The organism is Stenotrophomonas sp. MYb238 (assembly GCF_009496535.1).
GTDB lineage: Bacteria > Pseudomonadota > Gammaproteobacteria > Xanthomonadales > Xanthomonadaceae > Stenotrophomonas.
Genome location: NZ_WIDL01000023.1, coordinates 23,093 through 45,643, shown reverse-complemented (window position 1 = coordinate 45,643; position 22,551 = coordinate 23,093). Strand labels below are relative to the sequence as shown.

17 protein-coding genes and 1 riboswitch are annotated in these 22,551 nt (G+C 69.0%); of the genes, 4 read left to right on the top strand and 13 right to left on the bottom strand.

The features are described from left to right. Positions 1-37: 37 nt before the first annotated feature. The 12 genes from CQ393_RS14690 to CQ393_RS14635 are packed head-to-tail and all read right to left on the bottom strand — an operon-like array spanning position 38 to position 12,557. Complete coding sequence (locus CQ393_RS14690; protein WP_153192441.1) at positions 38-748, bottom strand: prepilin-type N-terminal cleavage/methylation domain-containing protein; 711 nt, start codon at positions 746-748, stop codon at positions 38-40. Between the two features lie 10 nt (positions 749-758). Continuing rightward, positions 759-2,015: a type II secretion system F family protein gene (locus tag CQ393_RS14685; RefSeq protein ID WP_153192440.1), complete on the bottom strand. Its 1,257-nt coding sequence runs from the start codon at positions 2,013-2,015 to the stop codon at positions 759-761. Continuing rightward, positions 2,012-3,718, bottom strand: coding sequence for a GspE/PulE family protein (locus CQ393_RS14680; protein ID WP_228114591.1), 1,707 nt, complete (start codon positions 3,716-3,718; stop codon positions 2,012-2,014). Before CQ393_RS14680 ends, CQ393_RS14685 begins: the two co-directional genes overlap by 4 nt. Further along, positions 3,705-5,150 (bottom strand): ExeA family protein, encoded by a 1,446-nt coding sequence (locus CQ393_RS18100; protein WP_194269681.1) that lies wholly within the window; start codon positions 5,148-5,150, stop codon positions 3,705-3,707. Before CQ393_RS18100 ends, CQ393_RS14680 begins: the two co-directional genes overlap by 14 nt. Beyond that, on the bottom strand, positions 5,147-6,082 hold the full coding sequence (locus tag CQ393_RS14670; protein WP_153192438.1) for a tetratricopeptide repeat protein: 936 nt from the start codon (positions 6,080-6,082) through the stop codon (positions 5,147-5,149). The genes CQ393_RS18100 and CQ393_RS14670 overlap by 4 nt, the downstream gene beginning before the upstream one ends. Next, positions 6,079-7,833: a pilus (MSHA type) biogenesis protein MshL gene (gene mshL, locus CQ393_RS14665; RefSeq protein ID WP_153192436.1), complete on the bottom strand. Its 1,755-nt coding sequence runs from the start codon at positions 7,831-7,833 to the stop codon at positions 6,079-6,081. Before mshL ends, CQ393_RS14670 begins: the two co-directional genes overlap by 4 nt. Positions 7,834-7,887: 54 nt before the next feature. Continuing rightward, positions 7,888-8,676, bottom strand: a complete 789-nt coding sequence (locus CQ393_RS14660; RefSeq protein WP_153192434.1) for a prepilin-type N-terminal cleavage/methylation domain-containing protein — start codon at positions 8,674-8,676, stop codon at positions 7,888-7,890. Position 8,677: 1 nt separating this feature from the next. Continuing rightward, complete coding sequence (locus CQ393_RS14655) at positions 8,678-9,283, bottom strand: hypothetical protein (protein ID WP_153192432.1); 606 nt, start codon at positions 9,281-9,283, stop codon at positions 8,678-8,680. After that, a complete protein-coding gene (locus CQ393_RS14650; protein WP_153192430.1) occupies positions 9,280-9,798 on the bottom strand; it encodes a hypothetical protein in 519 nt (172 codons plus the stop codon). The genes CQ393_RS14655 and CQ393_RS14650 overlap by 4 nt, the downstream gene beginning before the upstream one ends. 2 nt (positions 9,799-9,800) lie before the next feature. Further along, positions 9,801-11,201, bottom strand: coding sequence for a hypothetical protein (locus tag CQ393_RS14645; RefSeq protein WP_153192428.1), 1,401 nt, complete (start codon positions 11,199-11,201; stop codon positions 9,801-9,803). Further along, a complete protein-coding gene (locus CQ393_RS14640) occupies positions 11,198-11,740 on the bottom strand; it encodes a hypothetical protein (protein ID WP_153192426.1) in 543 nt (180 codons plus the stop codon). The genes CQ393_RS14645 and CQ393_RS14640 overlap by 4 nt, the downstream gene beginning before the upstream one ends. A 4-nt stretch (positions 11,741-11,744) precedes the next feature. Further along, positions 11,745-12,557 carry a prepilin-type N-terminal cleavage/methylation domain-containing protein gene (locus tag CQ393_RS14635; RefSeq protein ID WP_228114590.1) on the bottom strand — a complete coding sequence of 271 codons (813 nt, stop codon included), beginning with the start codon at positions 12,555-12,557 and terminating at the stop codon, positions 11,745-11,747. Between the two features lie 290 nt (positions 12,558-12,847). Here CQ393_RS14635 and ggt point away from each other — a divergent pair, with 290 nt between their 5' ends. Then, positions 12,848-14,551, top strand: coding sequence for a gamma-glutamyltransferase (ggt, locus tag CQ393_RS14630; RefSeq protein WP_153192422.1), 1,704 nt, complete (start codon positions 12,848-12,850; stop codon positions 14,549-14,551). Positions 14,552-14,641: 90 nt separating this feature from the next. Here the strand turns inward: ggt and CQ393_RS14625 are convergent, their stop codons facing one another. After that, entirely contained in the window at positions 14,642-16,219 is a 1,578-nt protein-coding gene (locus CQ393_RS14625; protein WP_153192420.1) for a BCCT family transporter, read from the bottom strand. Positions 16,220-16,589: 370 nt separating this feature from the next. Continuing rightward, positions 16,590-16,691: riboswitch (TPP riboswitch) on the top strand. Between the two features lie 101 nt (positions 16,692-16,792). Between CQ393_RS14625 and thiC the strand changes: the two genes are divergently transcribed. From thiC to CQ393_RS14610, 3 genes are all read left to right on the top strand, one after another. Then, entirely contained in the window at positions 16,793-18,700 is a 1,908-nt protein-coding gene (gene thiC, locus CQ393_RS14620; protein WP_153192418.1) for a phosphomethylpyrimidine synthase ThiC, read from the top strand. 500 nt (positions 18,701-19,200) lie between these two features. Then, a complete protein-coding gene (locus CQ393_RS14615) occupies positions 19,201-21,525 on the top strand; it encodes a winged helix-turn-helix domain-containing protein (protein WP_153192416.1) in 2,325 nt (774 codons plus the stop codon). 112 nt (positions 21,526-21,637) lie between these two features. After that, positions 21,638-22,540 carry an AraC family transcriptional regulator gene (locus tag CQ393_RS14610; protein WP_153192414.1) on the top strand — a complete coding sequence of 301 codons (903 nt, stop codon included), beginning with the start codon at positions 21,638-21,640 and terminating at the stop codon, positions 22,538-22,540. Positions 22,541-22,551: the final 11 nt, after the last annotated feature.

Here is a 22,551-nt window from a genome sequence, read left to right as displayed (position 1 = left end):
GGTCGTCCTGGAGTGCCGGGAGTGCATGCGGAGGGCATCACTGGTTCATGCGGACGTAGCCGGTCATTACCGCGACCTGGGCGTCGGGCGTGTAGCCGCCGTTGTAGTCCTGCCGGTTGTCGCGGCTCCAGGGATTGGCGGGGGGATTGGTGGTGCTGATGGGATCGACCTCGCTGTGCCGGTTGATCTCGCGCATGCGTCCGAAGCGCGCATCGACGCGGCCGTCGATCCGTGCATCGAGTTGGTTGGCCAGCTCGGGCGTGAGCCCCTTGAGGACCATGACGTTGCGCACGCGCGTGCGATAGCCGCTGCCGACGTCCGGTTCGGCCCAGTTGCCGAGATTGACGAAGCACACTTCCAGTTCCTGCGGGTTGCCCTGGCTGTCGCGGTAGACATAGCGGGTCTCGGCGCCTTCCGCGCGGCCCTGGGGCAGGCTCACGCCGCGTCGGAGCATGTCGTTGCGCAGTTCGTCGCGGCAGAGTTCGCGTCCCAGCTGGTTGTAGATCCGCCCGCTGGGATTGGCCGGATCGTCGCCCGGCACCACGCCGCTCTGCTGCACGTAGCGGTCGTAGGCGACCAGCCAGCCCTGCACGAACTCGCTGCCGATGCGCTCGGCCTCGGCGCTGCGGTAGACGTCGCGGCCGACGCTGACCGCGCCGATGATCAGCGCGATGATCACCAGCACCACCGACATCTCCATCAGGGTGAAGCCGGCTGCCGACGGAAGGGGGCGGATTGGACGGTGCATTGCGGGATCCTCAGAACTGCGGGGAAGCGATGGCCTGCTTGACCAGGTCGTAGACGGGCAGCAGCAGGGCGACGATCAGGAACACGAACATGCCGCCGGCCAGCAGCACCACCACCGGCTTGATGACTTCGGACAGATTGGTGATCAGCCGCTGCAGGCGCAGGCTGTACTCGGCCGACAGGCGCGCGAACTGCGAGTCGAGCGTGCCGGTCTCCTCGCCCACGCCGATCATGCGCACCATCATCGAGGGGAAGCCGCCGACCTGGCGCATCGCCGCCGACACGCGGTCGCCGCGCTCGAGTACCTGGCGGATGGCGATGATGCGGTCGCGGTAGTACTCGTCGCGCATCGCCCGCTCCATCACCTGCAGGCTGCTGACCATGTCCACGCCGGCGCGGATCAGCAGCGCCATGTACTCGGTGAAGAAGGCCAGGCCCGAGGAGTACATGATGGTCCTGGCGATGGGCAGCTTGTGCAGGGTGTAGTGCGCGGCGCGGCGGAAGCCGCGGCTGTAGCGCCAGGCCACCCACAGCACGAAGGCCGACACCAGCATCGCGCCGATGATCAGGCCGATGTGGCCGATCAGCCATTCCGAGCCCTTCATCACCGCGATGGTCAGCGGCGGCAGCTTGGCGTTCATCTGCTTGAACAGGTCGGCCAGGTTGGGGATGACGTAGTAGATCCAGAAGCCGCCGGCGGCGAAGATCGCCGAGAACACGAAGGCCGGGTAGATCAGCGCCTGGCGGGTGTCGGCGGTCATCCGGGTGATGCGCTCGATGTGGTCGGCCGACTCCATCAGCATCTTGTCCATGGTGCCGGTCTCGTCGCCGATCATCACCAGATTGCGCACGGTCTCGGGGAACGCATCGGGGTAGCGCGACACCGCGTCGCTGAGCGATGCGCCCGCGTCCAGTTCGTCCAGCAGCCGGCGCGCCAGCTTGGCCGGGTTGGAGGTGCGCCCGCCGCCTACCTCGTTGGCCACCGCGCGCAGCGCTTCCATGATGGGGATGCCGCTGGAGGTCATCACCGCCAGGTCGCGCAGCATGCCGGCCAGCTCGACCGGGCGGATGCTGGGCTTGACCAGCTGGGTGATCGAGCGCTGCGCCTCGGCCAGCCAGCCGGGGAAGCGGTAGAGCGACAGCACCACCGCGTCGAAGTTCTTTTCCAGCCACATCCGCGCGGACGAATCGTGCTCCACCGCCAGCTGGGTGATGCCGGCGCGCACGCGGCCGCTGGAAAGCAGCAGGCGGTAGTAATAGACGTTCATGGCGTCGGCCCCACGCCGGCCACGCGCATCACTTCCTCGCTGGTGGTCTGCCCGGCGACGACGCGCGCCTTGGCCACGTCCTCGATGCCGCGGAAGCCGGCGTTCATGGCCAGGTTGCGCAGCGTCTCGCGGCCGACGTCGTCGGCGATGCCGTTGGCCAGCGCCTCGTCCACCACCATGATGTCGTACACCGGCAGGCGGCCATGGAAGCCGCTGCCGCGGCAGCGTTCGCAACCGGCGCCGCGCTTTCCGCAGCTGCCTGCCGGCAGGTCCAGCCATTCCAGTTCGCGCTCGCTGAAGGGGACTTCATGGGCGCAGAACGGACAGTTCTGCCGGACCAGGCGCTGGTTGACCACGGCCAGCAGGTTGTCGGCGATGACCTGTGCTTCCAGCCCAAGCGGGCGCAGGCGCGGCACCACGCCGAACACGGTGGTCACGTGCAGGGTCGAGAGCACGAGGTGGCCGGTGGCCGCCGCTTCCAGCGCGGCCTGCGCGGTCTCGGCGTCGCGCATTTCGCCCAGCAGGATCACGTCCGGATCGTGGCGCAGGAAGTGGCGCAGCGCCGAGCCGAACTCATAGCCAGCGCGGCGGTTGACCTCGGTCTGGCCGGCGCCGGGCACGCGGTATTCGATGGGGTCTTCCACGGTCAGCACGTTGCGCTCGATCAGCGACTGCATGCGCAGTGCGGCGTGCAGCGAGGAGCTCTTGCCCGAGCCGGTGGGGCCGGTGATCAGCACCAGCCCGGCGGGACGGGCGAACAGGCGCTCGAGCACCGCCACGTCCTCGGCGAAGAAGCCCAGTTCCTCCAGCCCCGCCAGGTCGCTGTGCTCGGGCAGCAGGCGCATGACCGTGCGTTCGCCGGCGTCGGTGATGATGGTGGATACGCGCACGGTCACCGCCGAATCCAGCACCGTGGCGCGGAAGCTGCCGTCCTGCGGGCGGCGCTGTTCGGAGATGTCCATTTCCGCGGCCAGCTTGATGTAGCCGAGCAGGCGGTTGAGGGTGGTGGGCATGGCGAACATCGGCCGCAGCACGCCGTCGACGCGGAACAGCACGTGCAGGCTGTCGTCCGAAGGCGCCAGGTGGATGTCGGTGGTGCGTTCGCGCACGGCGTAGTGCAGCAGGTAGTCGAGCAGCTTCTCGGGGCTGTAGGCGTGGTCGTTGTCGCCCGACAGGCGCTTGATCTCGCGCTCGAGCAGGCTCTCGACCGGGTTCTGCGCGAAGTAGTAGGTGTGGCGGATCAGCCGCGCGACCTTGCCGTACTCGCCCTGCAGGAAGCGGCAGCGCAGGCCGCAGCGCTGCAGCACCAGCTGTTCCACCGCCTGGGTGTCGGCGTCGCCGAGCAGGACTTCCAGCGCGTCGCCGGCGCGCCGCAACGGCAGGAACTGGCGCAGCTGGCACAGCTCGCGGTTGAACATCGCCAGCACCTGCGGTTCGGCATGCGGCAGCGTGTCCACCTGCACGTACTCGATGCCGTTCATCTCGGCCAGCACGCGCACGATGTCCGATTCGTTGGCCAGGCCATGGCGGATCAGGACGCGCCCCAGGCGCTGTTTCTCGACCTCGTTCTTCTGCAGCGCGTACTGCAGCTGGGTGGTGTCGATCAGGCCGCGTTCGAGCAGGCGCTCGCCCAGCCGCGTGCCGTCCTTCTGCACGGCGGACTGGGGCGCGGGACGGGCGGGAATGGGATCAACCGTTGCCATGGAGGTGCGTTTCCGGGGAGGGGGGCGAGGCGGCGGCGCGCGCCGCCAGCAGGGTGTCGAACAGGAGCAGCGTGGCGGGGTCCGGCGCGCCGCTGGGCGGCAGGCCGTTGTGTTGCTGGAACCGCCCGATCGCCGCGCGCATGCGCGGGCCATAGCGGCCGTCCAGCGCGCCGTCGTACAGGCCGGCGTCGCGCAGCAGCGCCTGCACGGCAAGCACCTCGGCCTGCCCATCGGCGGCGGCAAGGAAATTCTCGACGCGAAGCCGTGCCTGCCAGCCTGCCTGCCAGCCCTCGGGCAGGCGGCGCAGGCACAGGCCTTCGCGCGAGGGTAGCCGTGCCAGCCATGTTTCGCTGACGGCCTGCACCTGTGGCGCGGTGGTGCCAAGGCCCTGCAGGCAGACATCCCAGCGTTGTCCGGGCGTCTGGCCGGCCGCTGCGGCAGGGGCGGCCGGCACCGGGAGGGCGTGGTCGTCGGCGTAGGAGGCGTCGCTGCGCACGGCTAGCGCCGCCACCAGCGCGAAGAGGACGAGACCGCCGGCGATGGAGGCGGCAAGCGCCAGCGGTGCCTTCTTCCACAGGATCCGGCGGCGCCGGCGCAGCGGCCGCGCGCCCGCTTCGGCGGCGGCGGTGTGCACCAGCGCGGCGTCGATCACGCGCTGGTCCGCGGGCTGCGCGTACAGGCCGTACAGGCAACGGTCCATGATCTGGTGGATGCGGCGCGGGTTGCCGCCGCTGGCGCGGTGCAGTGCCTGAGCGGCGTCGGCGCGCAGGCGGATGCCGGGGCTGGGGTTGCCGGCCGCGTCGAGACGGTGGTGGACGTAACGCTGCACTTCGTCGGCGGCCAGCACGTCGAGCTGTACGTGCTTGCAGATGCGGCTGGTCAACTGGCGGATGCCAGGCTGCTCCAGGTTGTCGCGCAGTTCCGGCTGGCCGGCCAGGACGATCTGCAGCAGTTTTTCCTGGCCGGTTTCCAGGTTGGTGAGCAGGCGCAGCAGCTCCAGGCTTTCGAGCGTGAGGTTCTGCGCGTCGTCGATCATCAGCACGCAGGTGACCTGCGCGCGCCATTGCTGGACCAGGAAGCGGTTGAGGGTATCGATGTCGGCCGCCGGCGTGCCGCGCGCCTCCAGGCCGAAGTCGCGCAGCACCGCGGCCAGCAGGTCCGGTCCCTGCAGGAAGGTGTTGAACACCATCGAGGTGACCACGCCTTCGCCGTCCAGGGAGAACAGCAGGCGGCGCAGGAAGGTGCTCTTGCCGGTGCCGATCTCGCCGGTCAGCAGCACGAAGCCGGCGCGGGTGCGCAGGCAATGCGCCGCTTCGACCCGTTCGGCCTCCAGCCGCGCGGTCTGGAACCACGCCGCCGCGTCGGGCGTGGGCGGGAACGGCGCGCGTTCCAGCCCCAGGGTCTGCAGGTGGCGGGCCAGGGCCGGATTCATGGCGACGGGCCATCCAGTTCGGCGAGGGCGCGGGCGATCTGCTGCGAGCGCGGATAGCGGCCGAACAGCCGGGTCAGGCGCTGGCGTGCGTCGTCCAGGTCGCCGCGGCGTGCGTCCAGCAGCGCGATGTTCACGCCGGCGTTGATGTCGTCGGGGACGCGCTCGACGATCCGCCGGTAGAGCCTTTCGGCGTTGGCGGCGTCGTTGTTCGCGTGTGCCACCCACGCCTGCATGCGCAGCAGGGTGAGGCTTTCGCCGGGCAGCTGCGCATCCAGTTGCGCCAGAGCACGGCGTGCCGCGGGCAGATCGCCGGTCGACATGGCCGATTCGATGTCCGCCACGGTACGCGCCACCTGGCCGTCGTCGGCATCGGGCCGGGCGGTGGTGCCGGCGCCGGTACGGCGCTCGACCTTGATGCTGATCGGCGATGGTGCGGAAGGTGAAGCGGCAGGGGCGGCGGCAATCGTGTTCGCGGTGCCGGCTGCGGCGACAGGTGACGCAGGTGGTGCAGGAACAGCCGGTCCGGCGTTGCGCGCGTCCACCGCCGGGACAGGCTGCGGAGCGGATGCGACAACCGGCGCCAGCGGCGGCACGGCGCCGGTCGTCACCGGCGCGCCCGCCTCGACGCCCGCCGATTCCGGCACCGTCAGGCCTGCCAGTGGCGCGGTCCGGGTTTTTTCCACGGCCATGGGCACGGCCACGGGCGCCTGCGGTTCGCTCGTTGCCACCGGCGGTTGTGGAAGGGGGCCGCGATGCTTCAACGCGGAAGTGGCGGCGTAGGTCAGCGGTACCGCCAGTACCAGCAAGCCCGCGAGCAGCAGGGTTGTACGCGTGCGCTCGGTCTGTCCGGCCCACCACGACGCGCGTGTCCGTGCCCGGTCCGTCGTGACCGGGCCAGTCTGTTCCTTCAGCGCGTCGTAGATCAGGCTCATATCACCTTGACCCGCAATACCAGCACCAGCTCGCGGGTGTTCTGCTGCTTGCCGCGGGAGCCGAACAGCTTGCCGAAGGCCGGCACATCGGACAGGCCGGGGATGCCGCTGTCGTTGAGGCTGGCCTTCTGGTCGATCAGGCCGCCGAGCAGCACGGTGTCGCCGTCGCGCAGGTTGAGCGTGGTGGTGATGCCCTTGACGTTGATCACCGGCAGCGTGACCGCGTTGCCGTTGGGGAACTCGCGCAGCGTCAGGCTGCCCGGCTCCACCTCGGTCTGCATCGGGTGCACCAGCAATTCGACGCCGCCGTCTTCGCGCACGATGGGGGCCACGCCGATGACCACGCCGGAGAACAGCGAGTCGGTCTGGATGTCGGTGGACTGGTTATAGGCGTTGCTGCCGCCGGTGTTGGAGAAGTTGCTGGTGGACTTGGTGACGTAGCGGATGTTGGAACCCACGCTCAGGTAGGCCGGGCTGCCGTTGCGCACGCGCACGCTGGGGTTGGACAGCACCTTGACGTTGCCGAAGGTGCGCAGCGCGTTGAGCGCGGCCGAGAAGGTGTCCGTCAGGTAGCTGACGCCCAGGCCGCGGCCGATTGCCGAGCCCAGGGTCTGGTTGGGGAAGACGATGTTGCGGGCCTGGTCGCCATAGCGGCCGTAGCGCTGATAGGGCAGCAGATTGGGGTTGTCGGGGATGCCCAGGTCCGGGTTGCCGGTGGTGCCCGGTGCCGGCGTGATGGTGGCCGGACTGTCGCCGTAGATGCCGGCCACGCGGTTGCGCAGCAGGTTCCAGTCCACGCCGTACTGGAAGTCGTCGTTGAGCGAGACGTCCAGGATCTGCGCTTCCACCAGTACCTGGCGGCGCATTTTCCCGGTGGTGACCGCAATCAGCTCATCGACCGCGCGGATCTGCGAGGGACGGGCGCGCACGAACAGCGTGCCGGTGCCGGGGTCGAGACTGTAGCGGCCGGCTTCCGGCGGGGGCGGATCATCCGGGCCGCGCGCGGCGGCCGCACCCTGCTCGCCGCCCAGGATCACCTTGAGCGCGGCATCGAGCTGCTTGTACGGGTCGTTGTCCTTGCCGACGCTGCCGGTCATGGTCAGGGTGCCGCGCAGCGACTGGCCGCCGCCGCCCGCGCTCTGCATGCCGGCGCCGAACACGTCGCCGCCGGTGGACAGGTCGAAGGAGGTGTTGGAGTTGAGCATGTCCACGTTGAAGATGCGCTCGCGCATCTGCCCGACCACCAGCGCGCCGCCGCGGATCTCGCCGTGCAGGTCGAAGGCGTCGAGGATGTGGTTGTAGACCTCGCGCGCGCTGACGTTGCGCAGGTGCAGGCTGGTGCGCTGGCGCTGCTCCAGCACGTGCGGGTCGACGATCAGGTTCATCTTCAGCTCGTCGGCCAGCGCCCACAGCAACTGGCCGACGTCGGCGTTGAACATGCTGATGCTGACCACCATGTTTTCCAGCGGGTCGTAGGCAGGCGCGACCGGTGCGGCGGGTTCGGCAAGCTGCTGCAGGCGCTGTTCGACCTGTTCGCGCATGCGGTCCTGCTGGCTGGCGAGCTTCTTCGATTCCTCGACGATGGCCGTGCCGCTGCGTTCCAGCGCCTTGTATTCGGTCGGCGGCAGTTCCTGGACGCTGCGCGGCGGCATGTTGCTGCACGCGGTCAGCACCAACGCGCCGATCGCGCTGACGAGCGTTCTGACCGTGGGACGGCGTGGGACGCGGGCGGTGCGGGCGTTGGGATTCATCGGTTCTGTACCTTGGAAGGAAGCGGTGGAATGCAGGAGGAAGCGCATCGGTGGTCAGCGCGCGGTGGCCATCAGCCAACCGAGCAGGACGGTGGCGCTTTCGGCGACGACGAGATCGTCGTAGCGCTCATCGCCGGGGTAGTCGGGAGGAGTGACGCACTTACCGTTGTCCTGGACGAAGGCGCGGTTGTTGGCGCCGTCGAAGCCGGCATCGCCGGTGCCGCCGTCGCGGGCGCCGACCGGAGCTACCAGCACGAAGGCGGGATTGACCACCCGCGAGCCGGCGCCGCCGCTGCCGCACTGCGTGGGCGTGCCGTCGCTGACGTAATGCGGCTGGCTGGCGAGCGGCGCGGTGGCGGTGCCGGCGGCCATGCGCGACAGCGCCGAGCCGAAGCCGCCCGCGTATTCCAGGTCGGGCTGGTCGGCCGATTCGCGCAGGGGAGCGACCAGGTCGGTGGCGGTCGTCCCGCGATGGACGCCATAGCGCAGGCGCTCACCGCGTACCGGTACGTCCAGCCCGAGACTGGCATAGGGCAGCCAGCCGACATTGGCGCTGGCGGCGCAGCTGCTATTGCTGCCCTCGAAACCGGTATCGCCGTTGGCCGACAGGTCGGGACAGGGCAAGCGTTTGTTACGCAGCGCGAAGGCGTACAGCGCCTGCCGCGCGGCTTCGGCATGGGCGCGGGCGGCATTGTGGCGGCGCGCCTGGCCGAGATTGTCGAAGGCGGAGAGCGCGGTCATGGCCAGCAGGCCGAGCACGCCCACGACCACCGCCAGCTCCACCAGCGAGAAGCCGCTGCGCGTGCCGGGGCCGAGCCGTGCGGGGCGGTGGCGTGGCTGCATGTCACCGGGTCCGGTCCGCGGCAATGGGCAGGCCGGCGGGGGCCACGTCGTAACGTAGCTGGCCCTGCAGCTGCTGCAGTTCAGCGACGATCTCGGCGTTGCGCTGGCGCCGCTGCGGGCTGTCGGGCAATTGGGTGGATTCGGCCAGTTCGCGCGCCAGCGACTGCGCGCGCTTGGCGATGATCAGATTGTTGCGCAGTGCATCTAGCCGCAGATCCGGCGGCACCTTGCCGGATTTCTCAAGGGCATCGAGCTGGGCCAGCATGTCGTCGGCAGCGCGGATGTTGTGTTCCGATTTCTGGCGGATGTCGGCAAGCGAGCGGTCGATTTCGGCTTGCGCCACCGCCTGCGGTGCATTGCCAGCCGCGGCACGCGCAATGGCGGTGCCGCCGGCAGGAGCGCCTTCGCCCTGCATCCACGGCATCGGCTCATCGGCGGAGGACGGAGCGACGGCGGCGGCTGCCGCCGGTTCTTGTGCCGGTGCGGTGTGCGTCGCCGGGGCTGGGGCGTCGCCGCCGCCGCTGATTCCGCGCAGGGCGATAACCGCCAGCGCGCCCACGACGATGAGCGCGCCACCCCACAGCAGGGGCTTGTGTGCCGGATTCATCGCGCGGCTCCGCTGGCAGGCTGATAGGGCGAGGGCACCGCGTGCACGGCGCGTGCGCCGTCCGAACTCTCTATGCGCACCCAGTCGGCACCGATGGCCGCCACGCGCGAACCATCGGCGAGCCGCGTGCCGGCACGGACATGGCGGCCATCGATGATGGCGCTGCGCTGGCCATTGGCGACCAGGACCACGGAAACCGTATGCGTCGAAGGGTCGCCGCTGGTCCCGGTAGCGCCACGCGGGGCGGCGGCGCCGCCATCAGTTGCGGTCGGAGGTGCCGAAGGCAGAGCCAGCAGCGGCTGGTTGCCATCGGTATAGGCGGACTGGCGCAACAGGGCCACGCGCTCCTGCATCTGCCGGTTGTGCTCGATGGCGCCGCGCAGCTGCGCCATCTCCGCGGTTTCATCCGCATCGTTGCCCAGGTGCAGGACTGCTGGTTTGACGATGACCATGGTCGCCAGCCAGCCGGTGACCACCAGCCAGACCGCCAAGGCGAAAGCGGCGGTGAATTTCATTTTCATGGACGCGACTCCGCGGCCTGCGACAGCGGGCTCTTGAGCAGATAGGAGAAGAAGCCGCCGGCCGAACGCGTGTTGAGCCCGCCGCCCTGCGGATCGACCGGTTGCGGATCGAAGCCGGCGCGACGCAGTCGTTCGACGAAGGTGGGCACCTGCATGCCGGCCGTGCCGCGCCAGGCATCGGCGACACCGTCCACGCGAAGGGTGTAGCCGTCGGCCGCCGGCGCCGGTTGCGCGGCAGGCATGCCCTGCGCCGCCTGCGCAGTTGGCTCCTCCAGCTTTACTCGCAGGATGCGTACCTGGCCGGCTGCGGCATCACGCACCAGGACCAGGCTGGCACTGGGGTCGGCACCGTTCTGCAGGCGCGCGGCACGTTCGATGAAGGCCTGGGTAGCGGGGAAGTCATCGGGCACCGCTTCACGCGCGTGCAGGCCGTCGATCTGTCGCTCGATCGCCGCGATTTCCTCGCTCAGCTGGTCCGAGCGCACGTTGGCCTCGCGTGCGCCAAGCGCCCAGCGCGCGCCCAGCGCGCCCAGGATCATCGCGAACACCAGCGACGCCGCGCTGGCGATGGGCAAGGCCCCTTCGGCGAACCAGGCAATGCGGCTGCCCAGCGGATTGACCGCGATCGACGTGCTGGCCATGGACTGGATCCAGCCGATGCCGCTGCGGTACTCATTGCCGTGCTCGTCCACCACCTGCCGCAGCGGTACGCTGGTCACCGGCAGGCCGCTGCGCGCGGAGAAGATTTCGCGCAGATCATCGTCCGCCCATGACCCGCCTTCGCCAGGCTGCCGGACCAGCACCGGGCACCACTGGATCGACAGCGGCTCCAGGTTGTCCTCGCCGTTGCCCAGGTCCTCGGCGAACTGCTCGGCCAGGGCGCCCACGGTCATCGCCAGGTCGGATGGGACCTCGCTGTAGGCCAGCGCGGTGCGATAGACCATGTCGTGCTTGAGCACGGCCAGCACGCTGACCTGCCGGCCGGACTGGAGCACCAGTCCCAGGCCGGGCCTGAGCGACTTGAACAGCAGCGAGGTGAACGGGATCAGCAGGCAATGGTCCGGCTGCGCCTCGGCCCAGGCGTAGGTCTGTTGCCACAGGTCCAGTGGAACAGCGGTGAACAGCGTCTGGTAGCCGGCGCCGACGCCGCGGGTCTTGTGGATCAGGATCTTGCTTTCGCTGTCGATCAGGCCGTCCGAACGCAGGCGCTTTTCGATCAGCGCAACCGCATGGGAAGGGCTGCCTTCCAGCGAGATGACATTGCTGATCGCATTCTCGAAATCGCTGACCACCACGGCCGAGCGTTGCAGGCGCGGACGACTGTCGCTGCGCGACACGTTGCGGCCATCGAATACCAGCCACTGGCCCTGCTGCTGGATGACGTGAAGCTGGCTCATGGCGAAGAGGTTCCCTGATGGGGGCCGGGATCGTTGGCGGTCTGGAACAACAGGCTGCCGCGCAGGGTCAGCGACAGCGGCGCGGGCTTGCGGTCGGCGCTGTCGGGCGGATCGAACAGCCCTTCGTCCGGATGCGTGACGGCGATCTCGAAGGCTTCGGCGCCGAACAGACGGTCGGGCGCGCGCTGCACGGTGGCGAGCAGGGGCAGCGCTTCTTCGCGGCTCATCTGGCTCTGGCGCAGGTTGATCAGCCGTTCGCCCCAGATGTCCGGAGCCAGCCCATGGGTACGGGCCGACGCCAGCAACTGGCGCGAGGAATTGGCGTAATCCACCCGCAGCCGGGTTTCCTGCTCGCGCACCTTCGCCTCGGACAGCGACTGGTTGCGTTCGCCCAGCCTCTGGTAGGCATCGGCCAGGGCCGAGCGCGCGTTGACGAACCAGATCGCCGCGACCACCAGCGTGGCCAGGGTGGCGGCGAACAGCAGCAGCGAGGCGCGGCGTGAATCGCGCAGGCGCGCGAGCAGGAAGAAGGGACGCATCGGCTTACTGGTTCATCTTGTAGTTGGCGACGACGGTCATCACCTGGTCGTCGTCGGTGGCGGAGCCGAACTTGCTGCCTTCGGTGGTGGCGCTCATCGAGCCGGTGTTGTTGCCGCCCCACTCGGTGCCGATTTTCGTGGCATCGGTCGCACCGCCGGCATTGGTCGCCTGGCGGGTCAGGCCGGTGATGTACTGGCGGAACGCGCCGTTGCCGGCGTCCGGCTTGCCGTCGATCATCTGGTCCAGTGCGCGGGCCAGGTCCGGGGTCAGGCCGGTGATGATCATCGAGTTGCCCGAACCGTAGGCGCTGCCGGGCTTGTTCCAGCCGAAGCAGATGCGGATTTCCTGCGGATTGCCGTTGGTGTCCAGGTAGGCGTAGCGGTCTTCCTTGCCCTCGCCGCGGCCCGGCGGCAGGGTGATGCCAGCCTTGCGTACCAGGTCGCGCAGATCGAATTCGGCGGTGGTTTCCTTGCTACGGCCCACGTCCTTGGGTATGTCACCGGCGCCGGAGCAGATCAGCGACGGCTCGGTGGCGTTCTTGCTCATGTCGCCGCCGGAGAAACCAGTGAAATGAGCGCCATTGACCATCAGCTGCGGCGCGGACTGGTTGTCGCCGATCGGCGCGCCATAGCGCTGGTGGTAGCTGTTGTAGGTGACCACCCACTGGTCGACGAACTTCTGCTTGATGCGGGTGTACTCGGCGTTGCGCTGTACGTCGCGGCCGATCATCACCGCGCCGATGATCACGCCGATGATGACCAGCACCACGGCCATTTCGACAAGGGTGAAGCCGCCCTGGCGGCGCTTGGAAGACATTTGCATTGGATTGCCCCTTTGATGGAAACCTGCGCTGCCCGGCGGAAACGGAGGTTCCGCCGGGCGTGTGTTGTTTCGGGCACCTTGATAGGACACCGGCGTAAGAGGAACGTAAGAGCGCGTCGCGGCCCGCCTTCGGGAATGCCGTGAGTGGTGGCGCAGGAGGGCTTCCCGTGGCGGGCGCGCCATGCGGGGACGGCGATGGACACGGCTGCGTACGGTGGGCGCGGGATGCACGCACACCGGCGGCCCGGTTATCGTCCGGGTCCGTCCCTGTCCGCGGTCTTCCGATGAAACGCCTTCCGCTGCTGCTCCTGTCCTGCCTCGCCATCCCGGCCCTGCACGCCGCCGACCGCATCACTGGGCCCGGTTTCGCCACGCGTTCGGAAGTGATCGCGCCGCATGCGATGGCGGCGACCTCGCAGCCGCTGGCCACGCAGATCGCGCTGGACACGATGAAGTCCGGCGGTTCGGCGGTGGACGCGGCGATCGCCGCCAACGCCGCGCTCGGGCTGATGGAGCCGACCGGCAACGGCGTCGGCGGCGACCTGTTCGCCATCGTCTGGGACCCGAAGACGCGCAAGCTTTATGGCTACAACGGTTCGGGCCGCTCGCCGAAGTCGCTCACCCTGGCCGAGTTCCAGCGCCGCGGGCTGAAGGAGATCCCCGCCACCGGGCCGCTGCCGGTATCGGTGCCCGGCGCCGTCGATGGCTGGTTCGCCCTGCACGAGCGCTTCGGGCGCAGGCCGATGGCCGACAACCTCGCCCCGGCGATCCGCTATGCGCGGCAGGGCCATCCGGTGGCCGAGGTGATCGCCTACTACTGGGACCGCTCGGTGCCGCGCCTGTCGCAGTACCCGGGCTTCAGGGAACAGTTCACGATCGACGGCCGCGCGCCGCGCAAGGGCGAACTGTGGCGCAACCCGAACCTGGCCGACACCCTGCAGAAGATCGCCGACGGCGGCCGCGACGCGTTCTACAAGGGCGACATCGCCCGCACCATCGACGCCTATTTCAAGGCCAGCGGCGGCTTCCTGGGCTACGAGGACATGGCCAGCCACCACGGCGAATGGGTCGAGCCGGTGAGCAGCAGCTACCGCGGCTACGACGTGTGGGAGCTGCCGCCGAACAGCCAGGGCATCGCCGCGCTGCAGATCCTCAACATCCTGGAAGGCTACGACTTCTCGAAGATCCCGTTCGGCTCGCCCGAGCACGTGCACCTGTTCGTCGAGGCCAAGAAGCTGGCCTTCGCCGACCGCGCGCGTTTCTATGCCGATCCCGCGTTCTCGCCCGCGCCGGTGCAGCGCATGATCTCCAAGGACTATGCGGCGCAGCGGCGCGCGCTGATCGCGATGGACAAGGCGTTGAAGGAAGCGCAGCCGGGCACGCCGAAGCAGCTGGAGGAAGGCGACACCATCTACATGACCGTGGCCGACGCCGACGGCATGATGGTCTCGCTGATCCAGTCCAACTACCGCGGCATGGGCAGCGGCATGGCGCCGCCGGGGCTGGGCTTCATCCTGCAGGACCGCGGCGAGATGTTCGTGCTGCGCAAGGACCATCCCAACGGCTATGCGCCGGGCAAGCGCCCGTTCCAGACCATCATCCCGGCCTTCATCACCAAGGATGGAAAGCCGTTCGCCAGTTTCGGCGTGATGGGCGGCGCGATGCAGCCGCAGGGCCATGCGCAGATCGTGATGAACCTGGTGGACTTCGGCATGAACCTGCAGGAAGCCGGCGACGCGCCGCGCATCCAGCACGAGGGTTCGACCGAACCGACCGGGCGGTCCACGGCGATGAGCGACGGCGGGGAGGTCAATCTCGAAACCGGCTTCCCGTATGAAACGATCCGCGCGCTGATGCGCAAGGGCCACCGCGTGGTGTTCGCCGACGGCCCGTACGGCGGCTACCAGGCGATCATGCGCGACCCCGAAACCGGCGTGTACTACGGCGCGTCGGAAAGCCGCAAGGACGGGCAGGCGGCGGGTTACTGATGCGGCACCCGCCACGCAGCGATGCGTGGCGGGGCGTCATTCTGCGGGGGCGGCCTGCGCAACCCTGCGAGCGGCGCGGTCCGTGGGACCTCAGTCCCGTTCCTGCGCCCGCGCCGTTTCGGCGCGGGTTTCCTCCTGCGCGGCCATCTCGCGTTCGATCCAGTCCTGCACGGCATGCCGCGCACGCTGCGCGCGGCGCCGCTCGAGCTGGTATTCCAGGTCCAGCACGCGGTACAGCGAGATCATCACCAGCACCATCAGCAGCGCGAACGGCAGCGCGGCGATGGTGATCATGCCCTGTAGCGCGTCCAGTCCGCCGGCCAGCAGCAGCACCGCGGCGATCAGCGCCACCGCCACGCCCCATACCGCCTTGCGCGACAGCGGCGGGTCGCCGGCCTCGTCGGTGGACATGCTGGCCAGCACCAGCACCGCCGAGTCGGCCGAAGTGACGAAGAAGATCACCAGCAGCACCAGCGCGATGATCGACAGCAGCAGCGAACCGGGCAGGCTGTCGAACAGGGCGAACAGCACCGTCTCGTAGCCGCTGCCAAGGGCCTGCAGCAGGTCGGCATGGCCGGTGATCTGCGCCCACAACGCACTGCCGCCGAACACCGAGAACCACAGGAAGCCGAGCAGGGTCGGCGCCAGCACCACGCCGACGACGAACTCGCGCACGCTGCGGCCGCGCGACACCCGTGCGATGAACGCGCCCACGAACGGCGCCCAGGCGATCCACCAGGCCCAGTAGAAGATGGTCCAGTCCGCCACCCAGGTGCTGCCGGAGAACGGCGACATGCGCAGGCTCATCGTCACCAGCTGGTTGAGATAGGCGCCGAGCGTGGTGGTGAAGGTATCGAAGATGAAGCCGGTGGGACCCAGCACCAGCACCGCGGCCAGCAGCAGCGCCGCCAGCAGCAGGTTGAAGTTGGACAGCCACTTGATGCCGCGGTCCACGCCGCTGAGGGTCGAGGCCATGTACAGCACGAAGGCGATGACGATGATGGTCAGCTGCACCGGCATCGTGGCGGTGATGCCGAACACGCGCTGCAGGCCGGCGGCGATCTGGATGGTGCCGAAGCCCAGCGTCGTCGCCACGCCGATCGCGGTGGCCACGACCGCGGCGATGTTGACCGCGCTGCCGACGGCACCGCGGTGATGGCGGCCGATCAGCGGCTGCAGCATGTCGCTGATCAGGCCGCGGCCGTTGCGGTTGTACTGGAACCAGGCCATCGCCAGGCCGATCAGCGCATAGATCGCCCACGGGTGCAGGCCCCAGTGGAAGAAGGCGTAGCGCATCGCCGCGCGCGCGGCGTCCACGCTCTCCGGGGCCAGCCCTTCGGGCGGCTTGGCGAAATGCGAGATCGGCTCGGCCGCGCCCCAGAACACCAGGCCGATGCCCATGCCGGTGGCGAACAGCATCGCCAGCCAGCTGGCGCGCGAGAAATCCGGCTCGGCGTCCTCGCCGCCGATGCGCAGGTTGCCGAAGCGGCCGAGCGCCAGGTACAGCAGGAAGGTCAGCGTCAGGAACACGACCAGCAGGTACAGCCAGCCGACGCTGCGCACGACCTCGACCAGCACGCTCTGCACGACGTCGTTGAAGGGGCCGGGCGCGACGCCGGCCAGCAGCACCAGGACGGCGACCAGCGCGATGGAAACACGAAACACCATGGAGGAGCTTCTCCGATCTGGGGATGGGGAGCGAGCCAGGGCTTGCAGCGGAACCGGCCACGAGCGGACGCGGAAGGAGGGCCGGCACGGGGCGTGCATGAATGCGGCAGCGGCGCATCCTACTGAAAGGGATGTCACGGTTCCGTTAGAACCGGCTTCACGCTTCCACCGTGGAATGCCCGTAGGAGCGCACTCCAGTGCGCGATGGGGCTTGCATGCAGGCCTTCCCGCAACAGCTCGTGCGTCCATGCCCCAAGGCCCAGAGGGGACGGCTCCCTCGCGCACTGAAATGCGCTCCTGCACCAGGCGAGTTCCTGCACGCGCGCTGTTGGAGGCCGGTGCCATTGCTCCCGGCTTCATGCTCTAATGCCGCCCGAAGCGGGGGTACCGCGGCCATGGCGCCGCGGTTGAGACAGTCCCTTGGAACCTGATCCGGTTGATACCGGCGTAGGGAAGCTTCGTACCGCCCGGTCGCGCGGACGCCTGCCCAAGGTGCGTCCACGCGCCTGCGGCGGTGCGCCTTCGCTTCGTCCGGCCCGCGCATCCGTGCAGGCCTCCAACAGGACGACGCCGATGAACGCACCGCTTTCCGCCCTGCAGCAGCAGGCGCAGCAACTCTCCGAATCCGTGACCCGGCCGATTCCCGGCTCGCGCAAGATCCATGTGGCCGGCTCGCGCCCCGACCTGCGGGTGCCGATGCGCGAGATCGCGCTGACGCGCACGCCGACCCTGTTCGGCGGCGAGCACAACCCGCCGCTCACCGTGTACGACACCTCCGGCCCGTACACCGATCCGGACGTGCGCATCGATCTTTCCGCCGGCCTGCCGGCGCTGCGCGCACGCTGGATCGAGGAACGCGGCGACAGCGAACGCCTCGACGGCCTGAGTTCGGCGTTCGGCCGCGGCCGCGAGCACGACCCGAAGCTGGACGCCGTGCGTTTTCCCGCGCGCCGCCTGCCGCGCCGCGCGCGCGCCGGCGCCAACGTCACCCAGATGCACTATGCGCGGCGCGGCATCGTCACCCCGGAAATGGAGTTCGTCGCCATCCGCGAGAGCCAGCGCCTGGACGCGCTGCGCGAGGCGCTGCTGGAGAGCCCGCGCGCGGACGCGCCTTCCCTGCTGCGCCAGCATCCGGGCGAAGCGTTCGGCGCCGCCATCCCGGCGATCATCACCCCGGAATTCGTGCGCGATGAGATCGCGCGCGGCCGCGCCATCCTGCCCAACAACATCAACCACCCGGAAAGCGAGCCGATGGTCATCGGCCGCAACTTCCTGACCAAGATCAACGCCAACATCGGCAACAGCGCGGTGTCCTCGGGCATCGCCGAGGAAGTGGAGAAGCTGGCCTGGGCGATCCGCTGGGGCGGCGACACGGTGATGGACCTGTCCACCGGCAGGCACATCCACGAGACGCGCGAGTGGATCGTGCGCAATTCGCCGGTGCCGATCGGCACGGTGCCGATCTACCAGGCGCTGGAGAAGGTCGACGGCCGCGCCGAGGACCTCACCTGGGAAATCTTCCGCGACACGCTCATCGAGCAGGCCGAGCAGGGCGTGGACTACTTCACCATCCATGCCGGCGTGCTGCTGCGCTACGTGCCGCTGACCGCCGGGCGCGTCACCGGCATCGTCTCGCGCGGCGGCTCGATCATGGCCAAGTGGTGCCTGGCGCACCACCGGGAGAACTTCCTCTACACCCACTTCGAGGACATCTGCCAGATCATGAAGGCCTACGACGTGGCCTTCTCACTCGGCGACGGGCTGCGCCCGGGCTGCATCGCCGACGCCAACGACGCGGCGCAGTTCGGCGAACTGGAGACGCTGGGCGAACTGACCCGGATCGCCTGGAAGCACGACGTACAGACCATGGTCGAAGGCCCCGGCCACGTGCCGATGCAGCTGATCCGGGAAAACATGGACAAGCAGCTGCGCGAATGCGGCGAGGCGCCGTTCTACACGCTGGGTCCGTTGACCACCGACATCGCGCCGGGCTACGACCACATCACCAGCGCCATCGGCGCGGCGATGATCGGCTGGTACGGCACGGCGATGCTCTGCTACGTGACGCCGAAGGAACACCTGGGCCTGCCCGACCGCCAGGACGTGCGCGACGGCATCATGGCCTACCGCATCGCCGCGCACGCTGCCGACCTGGCCAAGGGCCATCCCGGCGCGCAGGTGCGCGACAACGCGCTGAGCAAGGCGCGCTTCGAATTCCGCTGGCAGGATCAGTTCCACCTCGGCCTGGACCCGGAGAAGGCGCAGTCGATGCACGACGAGACGATGCCGAAGGAAGTGCACAAGCTGGCTCACTTCTGCTCGATGTGCGGCCCGCACTTCTGCTCGATGAAGATCACCCAGGACGTGCGCGACTACGCCGCCGCGCAGGGCATCGATCAGGCGGCCGCGCTCGCGGCCGGCATGGCGGACAAGTCGGCAGAGTTCCGCGCGCAGGGGGCGCAGGTGTACCGCGTGGAGTGATCGTGCGGCGGCGTGGCGGGATTCATTCTCTCCACGTCGGCAGCCTGCAATGCGCTGACGCGCACATCGCGGCGTGTCCGAGCCGTGGTCACCAAGCCGGAAACGTTCCGTTTATTTTTTCTTCAGCTTTTTGAAATCCACTGGCAGGCATCGCATCGCTGCCTTGTCCATGACTGCACCGGAGCGTCATGCGCTGCGTGCTGCGAGGCTTCCCGCTTCAAGCCGGAGCATGCGCCGTGAGCCGCAAAATGAATGAGAGATAAAAAAATCGCGCCCTAGGGCGCGAATTCTGAATCGATTATGTGCATTGCGTCGGCGAGAGAGAGCCTGGTGTCGACCCGCATGGCTATACAGGCAACTTCCATAGGCTAATATCGCCGCGCTTCGAAACATTTGCTCATTGCGTTGACGCCATTTGCGGAATTTGGCGGTTCACTGGCGGCAGCGCCTCCAGGGGCAGGCTCAGGATGCGGCCACCAGCGATTCACTCCCTGACCGGCATGGAAATCATCGATAGCGGCCTCTCCCCCACTGACCGCCTGCACATAGGCGATTGCCTGGTCGTCCTGTCCTCGCGCGAAGTGCATGCGCCCGGCGCGCGGCGGCCGGCGCGGCTGACGCCCAAGGCGATCGGCGTATTGCTGGTGCTGGCCCGCGGCGCGGGCGATGTCGTCACCCGCGACGAACTCTTCGCGCAGGTGTGGCCCGACACGCTGCCGACCAACGACGTGCTCACCCAGGCGGTCACGCAGCTGCGCAAGGCGCTTTCGGCCGGCGGCGCGTTCCAGCAGGGGCAGGAGTACATAGAGACGATCGCCAAGACCGGCTATCGCCTGTTGGCCCCGGTGACGTGGGCTGCCGCGCAGGCAGCGGCGGACGCCGGCCAGGCCGAGGCCGCCGGATCCGCGCTGGCGGAGGGCGATGCCTCCGCTGCGCCGGTGCCGGCTTCGCCCGCCGATGCCGGTTCCCGCGGAAGCACCGGGTTCTGGCGCCGGGCCAGGCGTCGGCTGCTGCTGGCGGCCGGACTGTTGCTGCTGTGCAGTTCGGTGACGATGGCCTGGCTGTTGTGGCAGCGGCCGGAAAGGGAAACCGCGCTGGATGCGGCGACGGCCGATGGCAAGGGCGTGATCGGCAGCCCGGAGCGGCCGTACCGGCTGATCACGGCGAGGCAGGGGTTCGGGACGTTTCCCGCGTTGTCGCCCGATGGCGCGCTGGTTGCCTACGCCGACGAGAGCGACGGCGGTTCGACGCTGAAGGTGCAGAGCACCGGCAGCGCGACCTCGGCCACGCTGGTGGAAGCGCCGGCCGGCGCGCTGGATCGTTTTCCGGCCTGGTCGCCCGACGGGCGCGAGATCGCCTACGCGCGTTTCCACCCGGGCGGCGGCTGCGAGGTGCTGGTGATCGGCGCCACCGGCGGCAATCCCCGGCGCGTCACCGCCTGCGATGGCGCGGAGATGCTGAGTTTCAACTGGACGCCCGACGGTCGCGGGCTGGTGTTCGGCTCGATGACCGGCCATCACGGAGCGCCGGGGATCCGCACCCTGGACTTGGCGACGGGCCGCTGGACGACGCTGGAATACGACAGGGGCGACGGCGATTTCGACTATGCGCCGCGGTTCTCGCCCGACGGTCGCCAGCTCGGTTTCGTACGCAACCCGCAGCTGGGCGGCCTGTGGGTGATGGCCGCCGCCGGGGGCGGTGCGCGCCGCATCACGTCCGATAGTGCGGAAATGCGCGGCTGGGGCTGGCTGGACAACGAGGCCATCGTATTCGGCCGGCGCGTGGACAGCGAATCGAGGCTGTACCAGGTCGACCTGCGCACCGGCCTGCTGAAGGACCTGGGCGTGGACGATGCGCAGAGCCCGAGCGTGGCGGGGATGGGCAAGGTGCTGGCCTTCGTGCACCGCGCGCCGCAGTTCGGCCTGTTCCGCATTCCGCTCGATCATCCCGAGCGCAAGGAGCGCCTGTTCGCGTCCTCCGGACGCGACGCGCAGCCGATGATCGCGCCCGATGGCCAGCAACTGGTTTTCACCTCGAGCCGGTCCGGCGCGTTCGCGCTGTGGTGGGCGCGTCTGGGGCAGGACGGCTCCCTGCATCCGGTGGAGGACCTGCGCCCGGAGGCGCGGCAGTCCCCCGACTGGTCGGCCGACAGCGAACGGGTGCTGGTCAGCGGGCGCGATGACGCCGGGCGTCCGGGGATCTACGAGGTGGCGCCGGAACAGGGGCAGTGGAAGCGCTTGTCCATCCCGCTGTCCGAGCCGTTGCAGGCGGTCTACGGGCCCTCGCCCGATACCTTCTTCGTGATCGGCAGTCAGGCGGGCGGCCCGGCGACCCTGGCGCTCTACGATAGCGGCGGCGGCGCCTGGCGACGCCTGGCCCAGGTGGCGGGCGTCTCGCAGGTGCGTTACGACCGCCGGGCCCAGCGCGTGCTGTTCACCCGGTTGGCAGGAGGCGGGCTGTGGTCGGCCGACGCCAGTCTGTCGCCCGCCAGCCTTCGCGAAGTCAGCGAGGATGTGCCGACCCGCTGGCGTTTCCGCACGTGGGCCCTGGGCGGCGATGGCGCCGTCGCCTACCTGCACCAGGACGCGGGCTGTTCCGTGCAGCTGAGCCGGCTGGATGCGCCGCAGGCGCCGCGCTGCCTGGAAGCCAGGGCGTCGAGCGCGACCAACGGGTTCAGCATGGCGCCCGACGGCAGTGCGGCCTATATGGCGCTGACCGTGGCCGACGGCACCGACATCGGGGTGATGCCGGTGCCGCAGGCACCCTCGCAGGCCCTGCTCGGCGTCCTCAAGTGGTTGCCGCTGTTGGGAAAACCGGATTCGTGATTTCTTCGTTCCGCTTTCCATAAGAATTCGGAAGGTTATCGCCACAACTTCCTGACGCATGCGGCCAGAGTTGGCAAAACCATCGGCCATTGAAGGCAAATGATGGTGAGTCATGCGACAGGTGGCCTGGGTCGACCGCGGTCAGTCGGTTTCGTTCGAGAAGCAACACGAGGAGGGCCTGCGCCCGAACTGCGTGGGCGTGGCCCGCCTCGGCAGCCTGCAGACCTCCGGCACGGTGTTCACCGTCTGGATGCAGCTGCGCGGCAGCGCCTGGGTGGAATCCAAGGAAGGGCGTTTCCGCCTGCGGCAGCGCGAGTGGATCGCCTTCGAGAAGGAATCGCGGCCGCTGATCCAGGCCAGCCGCGACGGGCTCTGCGTCGGCGTGGCGCTGGACGCCGAGGCGCTGCGCACGCTGGGCAGCCTGGCCGACAGCGCGCTCTATACCGGCCACGGCCTGATGAGCCGCACCGAGGCGCGCATGGCGCTGCACCTGTGGCGCGAGGCCCAGGCCAAGGGGCCGGGCACCCATGTCCTGCGCCCGCTGCTGCTGCACGTGGCATCGCTGCAGCGCGGCTTTTCCGATGGCGTGCAGCGCTGCCCGGGACGCTCGCGCCTGCGCAAGCGCCAGGTATTCGGCCGCATGCAGCGCGCGCGCATGTACCTGGAAGGCAACAGCCACCGCGTGGTGCGCATCGGCGAACTGGCCGAGCTGACCAACTTCTCCAGCTGGTACCTGTCCAAGACCTTCCAGAGCCTGTACGAGGAAAGCCCGCAGTCGCTGTCCGCGCGCCTGCGCCTGGAGCGGGCGGCCATGCTGCTGCGCGATACCGACATGATGATCAGCGAGGTGGCTGCGGCCAGCGGTTTCGACAACTGCTGCAGTTTCGCGCGCGCCTTCCGCGCGCGTTTCGGCACCTCGGCGACGCGCTACCGTGAAACCGTCGTGACGCTGCCGCCACATTCGGCAAAGTCTGCGACTGGTTCGGGCAAACCCATCAGTTCGGTACAAACGTAACGTTCGGGGGT